The sequence below is a fragment of the Syntrophomonas sp. UBA5494 genome, from assembly GCF_002426325.1.
This window is the reverse complement of the sequence record NZ_DIPG01000010.1, coordinates 27,098-32,197: the sequence shown is the minus strand read 5'-3', so window position 1 is coordinate 32,197 and position 5,100 is coordinate 27,098. Positions and strand designations below refer to the sequence as shown.

The window sequence follows — 5,100 nt, the reverse complement described above, 5'->3', positions numbered from 1 at the left end:
TCCACCCGGAATCCGGGAATCGACTCAAATTTGTCAATGGTGCCGCCGGTGTGGCCCAGGCCTCGTCCGGACATTTTGGCAACCGGCACCCCGGCTGCGGCGGCTACCGGAATGGCCACCAGCGTGGTCTTGTCGCCTACGCCGCCGGTACTGTGTTTATCTACAGTGATGCCTTTGACAGGCGACAAATCCATGCTGTCGCCGGAGCGCGCCATAGCCAGGGCCAGCCAGGTAGTCTCATCACTGTCCATTCCTTGAAAATAAACGGCCATAGCCCAGGCAGAAATCTGGTAATCCGGCATGCTCCCATCGCTTATACCTTTGACGACCACATTGATCTCAGCCTCACTGAGCTTTGATCCATCGCGTTTTTTCATTATTAAGTCCTGGTAATTCATGACAACCCTTTCAATTCCTTATAAAAACTTCGGCCGGCCAACCCTTGAACCGGTATCTCCAGGTGTTCGGCTATGGTCTGGCCTACATCGCTAAACCCGCGCCGCCGCCCTAGCTCCACCCCTCCGGGGAAGGCGGGCCCATATACCAGCAAAGGCACATATTCCCGGGAATGATCGGTACTGGGTGTAGTGGGATCATTGCCGTGATCAGCCGTAATGATCAGAAGATCCTCCCGGTGCATCAACTGCATAATCTCTGCCAGGGCTTCATCGAACAGGGTCAATGCCTGGGCATATCCCGACACATTATTCCTATGCCCGTAAACCTGGTCAAAATCGAGCAGGTTGGCAAAAATCAGACTGCTGTCCGCCTCGCCCAGGGCTGATTTGAGCAACTCGATGCCGTCTTCATTACAAGTGGTGGGACGGCTGTCGCCGACCCCGCGCCCCCCGAATAAATCCTTAATCTTGCCTATGCCGACCACCCTGCCGCCGGCTTCTTCAATAAAGTCCAGTATATTCCTGGGAGGGACTAAAGAATAGTCATGACGGTTGCTGGTACGTTGCAAGCTCCCGGGTTGTCCAATGAAAGGGCGGGCGATGACCCGGCCTACGGCATGCTCGCCTTGCAGCAATTCCCGGGCAGTCTTGCACATGGCATACAGTTCCTCCACGGGAATTACATCCTCATGGGCGGCTATCTGAAACACGCTGTCGGCAGAGGTATAAACGATGGGACAGCCGGTTTTTATGTGTTGGTCCCCCAGGCGTTCGATGATTTCGGTGCCGGATGCGACAACATTGCCCAAACTCTTGCGCCCGGTCTGCTCTTCAAATGATTTGATAATCTCTTCCGGGAACCCTTTCCCATAGGTGGGAAACGGCTGGCTCAAGACCACTCCCATAATCTCCCAATGCCCGGTAGTGCTGTCTTTTCCTTTAGACAACGGCTCCATAAACCCATAAGCCCCAATCGGTGCGGGTTGAGCGCTCACCCCCGGTATCCTGGCCAGATGCCCCAGTCCCAGGCTGGCCATATTGGGAAGTGCCAATCCATTCAGCACCGCAGCAGTATTGACCAGCGAGTTACTGCCCTCATCTCCGTACAGGGCAGCATCCGGAGCGGCGCCAATCCCAACCCCGTCCAGGATAATCAGTATAGCCCTTCTCTTCATTGCAAACCTCCTTGGTCGGTCTCAATATTATCAACCTGTCGTATAATGCCATGAATTATGATCATAGCTTACCCCAAATGAACCTGAGCATTAAGAGGGGTAAGCATCAGGCGCGGGGATGATAAAGCTGATACACCTCAAGAAGCCGGGAGCGGGTCAGATGGGTGTAGATCTGCGTGGTGGAAATGTCAGCGTGGCCCAGCATTTCCTGTACAGAACGCAAATCCGCCCCGTTTTCCAAAAGGTGGGTGGCAAAGGAATGACGCAGGGTATGGGGGGTGATATCCTTGTCCAGGCCGGCTTTCTGCGCATATCCGCTCAGAATTTTAAAGTAACCCTGCCGGCTCATACTGCTGCCGCGGGCATTGAGGAACAGGGTGTGCTGTCTAAGATTTTTGAGCAAAAGCGGGCGGCCGTGCGCCAGGTAATGTTCCACCCAGCGGAGGGCGCTGCCGTTTACGGGAACAATCCGTTCTTTGCGGCCTTTGCCCAGACAGCGCAAAAAACCTGCAGTTAAGTTGATATCGTTGACCTCCAGGGCCAGCATTTCGGACACCCGTATCCCGGTGCCGTACATTAATTCCAGCATAGCCCGGTCCCGCAAACCGCGTGGTATGGCCACCGGCGGGATCTCCATCAGGCGGTCTACTTCGGATACCGTAAGAACCCGGGGTAAATGGCGTTTGATACGCGGGTTTTCTAAATCCAGGGCAGCATTATGGGTTATCAGCCCCTCCAGGATAAGAAACTTGAAAAAGCCTTTGATGCTGGAAAGGCTGCGGGCAATGGTGGAATGAGCCTGACCCTTATCCAGCTGCCAGGTCAAAAAAGCCATGATATCCTGTTTATTAAGCTCAACCGGATCAACGCTCCGACCAGTACTTTCGAGAAAAGCATACAATTTGGTAAGGTCGCGCCGATAGGCTTCCCGGCTGTTGAGTGACAAACCTTTCTCATAGTCAAGGTATTCAATAAAAGCTTCAAGGCAGGTTAACATGGCCCAAGTTTCTTTCATTTTTTTATTCTATTAGACATCTTTAAAAACTTTTCCTGCACCTCCTCTATTCCTCATAGTAAAATTCCTGCAGTTTAAAGACAAACTGATCCACCAGCTGCTGGAACCTGGAATTCTTTTCGCCGTTTTCCACCCTCATAGGATTCCCGCTGGGCTGTTCATCCTGGAACCAGGTGCTTATAACCGGAACCTGTTCATAGAGGAGACCGGTCACCAGCGGCATGGCAGCGGCAAAGACTGCAATTAAAGCGATTACAGCGAGAATTTTGACCAATTTCTTTTTCCAATTTCCGACCAGAATAACCAATTCAGACACCTCCCATTATTTTATAAAGCTATGTAAAAGCCAGGGTACCAGGTAGGCTTCAATAAAGGCCCCCAGCATAAATACCAGCATCAGGACGCCGAACAGCGAGGTATATCCCAAAAGGCTAACCCCTAAGGGGGCTTTGCGGTAGCTGCGCCCCCGCACGATATACAGCGAGAAGTTTACCGCCACAACGGACACGATCAGCAAAACCGGAATATAGATGAGGTTTTGCGGCAGAAGTGAGATAAAGGTTAATAATACCCCCTGACCGGCCTTTTCCTGAAACAGAAACCCCACCGTGAATCCCAGCGAAAAGCCCCGCATGAAGATCACCGCCAGGATAAGGGGGATGCCTATCACCGTCAGTCCCAAGGCCCAGATGGCCAGCATAAACCGGCCCTGATTGATCAAAGCGCTGACAAAAACGGTGGGGCCGTATACTCCTTCCTGGCCCCCCAGATAGAGATCGATCATTTGCAGCAGCCGCTCTCGGACCGCTCCGTCCAGGTCGCCCACTTTGAAGGCTCCCATGATTAATCCCAACGTAAAAAGCGCTACCACCATGCAGTACTGGATGCGGTTTTCGCGAAAATGCTCTTTTAATTTAAAACGTAAGTTCATGCACTAATCTCCCTGGCGAGGCATTTTCCGTGGCATATAAATTGGCAGCCAAGCATGGCCTGTAACAATAATATTTTAGCCATGGTAACTTTATGCAAAAAGAAAAAGGCCTGAGATGTCGATTCTCAAGCCCCCGGCAGGTACTGTTCATTTTCGGTTTTCGAAATGCTCTATACGATTTGTTTTTGCCTGATATGCTGAATGATAACCGGAACCACCTGCTTCTTCCTGGACATTACCCCGTCCAGTGCCATTACCCCCTGTTGGGCCTGGCTTTGAAAAGCGGCTTCCAACAATATGGCTTGCGGACCCGCGATGAGCAGCTCGGTGCATTCCTCCAGAATAGCGGTGACCATCAAACACATGAAATCATAGCCGCGGGACTGGCACAGTGCCTCCATAGCCCGGCGCAGTTCCTGCTGACGGTGGTGCAGCTGGTGCAGCTCCAGGGTCTCGATTTGAGCGATGGCGAAGAGCAGGTGATCCTGTTGATATTCCTTTAAATCAGAGGTTATCATACTGAGCTCATCCTGTTCGTCAAAATGCCTTCCCTTTTCCAGGATGGTTTTTCCCCATTGCAGCCCGTTCAGTCCCGCTATTTGCTCCAGTTGCCGGGCGATCTTGCGGTCTTTTTCCGTGGTAGTGGGCGATTTGAACAACATGGTATCGGTCATGATGCCGGCCAGCATCAAACTCGCGTAGCTCTTGTCGCAAGGCACCCGGCTATTAAAGAAATGCTCGGCAACCAAGGTACAGGTCGACCCGACCGGCTGATTATAAAAATATATCGGGGACAGGGTCTGCAGATCGCCCACCCGGTGATGGTCGATAATCTCTACGATCTCTGCTTCTTCAATCCCGTCAATGGCTTGTTTGCTCTCATTATGATCCACCAGAATGAGCTGCTTGCGGCGCATGGCCAAAAGGTTGTAGCGCGAGATCATGCCCAGGAAGCGGTGCTGTTCGCCTACTACCGGATAATTGCGGAAACGGGTGCTCAACATACTCCTTTTGATCTCTTCAATGGTATCGTCGTGTTCGAAAAGAACCAGATCCTGGCTTTTCATCACCTCACCCACCCGCAAGGCCAGGAGTCGGCTCAGCACTGCCGGAGTTTCTGCAATATCGATGCCCGAACCCAACTGCTCCAGGAACAGCAGGGCCATATCGCCGATGGTAACCAGGCCTAGAAACTTGGCATCCTCATCTACCACCGGAACGGTTTTGATATTCTGCTCACGCATCAATTTGCCCAGTGTCGTCAGATCAACATCAGCCCTGGTAGTGGTTATGGGCTTGCTGTCCAGAAGATCCTCGGCAATGGTTCCCACACTGGCCAGCTCCAGGGGTCTTTCTATACGCAGTTGCTGCAGGACGAATTCGCTTTCGCTGTTGATCGACCCGGCCGCTGCGGGAATATGAGGCTGGGTTCCGCCATGATTCTTAAAGCAGGCGTAGCTTATAGCTGCGGCGATGGAATCAACGTCCGGGTTTTTGTGTCCTATTACGTATACAGGTTTAATGTTCTCCGTCTCCTTTCAGAACCTTTCCATAATAACCTCCCCCGCCCGCTTGGATATT

At 52.2% G+C, this 5,100-nt stretch carries 5 protein-coding genes and 1 pseudogene; all 6 read right to left on the bottom strand.

Features of this window, described 5'->3' with window-relative positions:
* Window positions 1-398, bottom strand: a pseudogene (deoA, locus tag B3W37_RS01310) (pyrimidine-nucleoside phosphorylase); the annotation flags it as partial.
* Entirely contained in the window at window positions 395-1,573 is a 1,179-nt protein-coding gene (locus tag B3W37_RS01305) for a phosphopentomutase (protein WP_483174555.1), read from the bottom strand. The pseudogene deoA and the gene B3W37_RS01305, both read right to left, overlap by 4 nt.
* A 106-nt stretch (window positions 1,574-1,679) precedes the next feature.
* Window positions 1,680-2,588: a site-specific tyrosine recombinase XerD gene (gene xerD / locus B3W37_RS01300; RefSeq protein WP_483170253.1), complete on the bottom strand. Its 909-nt coding sequence runs from the start codon at window positions 2,586-2,588 to the stop codon at window positions 1,680-1,682.
* A 46-nt stretch (window positions 2,589-2,634) separates the two neighbouring features.
* Window positions 2,635-2,895 (bottom strand): hypothetical protein, encoded by a 261-nt coding sequence (locus tag B3W37_RS01295; RefSeq protein ID WP_483170252.1) that lies wholly within the window; start codon window positions 2,893-2,895, stop codon window positions 2,635-2,637.
* 15 nt (window positions 2,896-2,910) lie between these two features.
* Complete coding sequence (spoIIM, locus tag B3W37_RS01290) at window positions 2,911-3,519, bottom strand: stage II sporulation protein M (RefSeq protein WP_481040544.1); 609 nt, start codon at window positions 3,517-3,519, stop codon at window positions 2,911-2,913.
* Between the two features lie 170 nt (window positions 3,520-3,689).
* Entirely contained in the window at window positions 3,690-5,042 is a 1,353-nt protein-coding gene (locus B3W37_RS01285; protein ID WP_483174564.1) for a putative manganese-dependent inorganic diphosphatase, read from the bottom strand.
* Between the last annotated feature and the right edge of the window lie 58 nt (window positions 5,043-5,100).

Coding starts and splice junctions, on each gene's coding strand:
- spoIIM (WP_481040544.1), bottom strand. CDS start 3,519: ATGAACTTACGTTTTAAATTAAAAGAGCATTTTCGCGAAAACCGCATC.
- xerD (WP_483170253.1), bottom strand. CDS start 2,588: ATGAAAGAAACTTGGGCCATGTTAACCTGCCTTGAAGCTTTTATTGAA.
- B3W37_RS01305 (WP_483174555.1), bottom strand. CDS start 1,573: ATGAAGAGAAGGGCTATACTGATTATCCTGGACGGGGTTGGGATTGGC.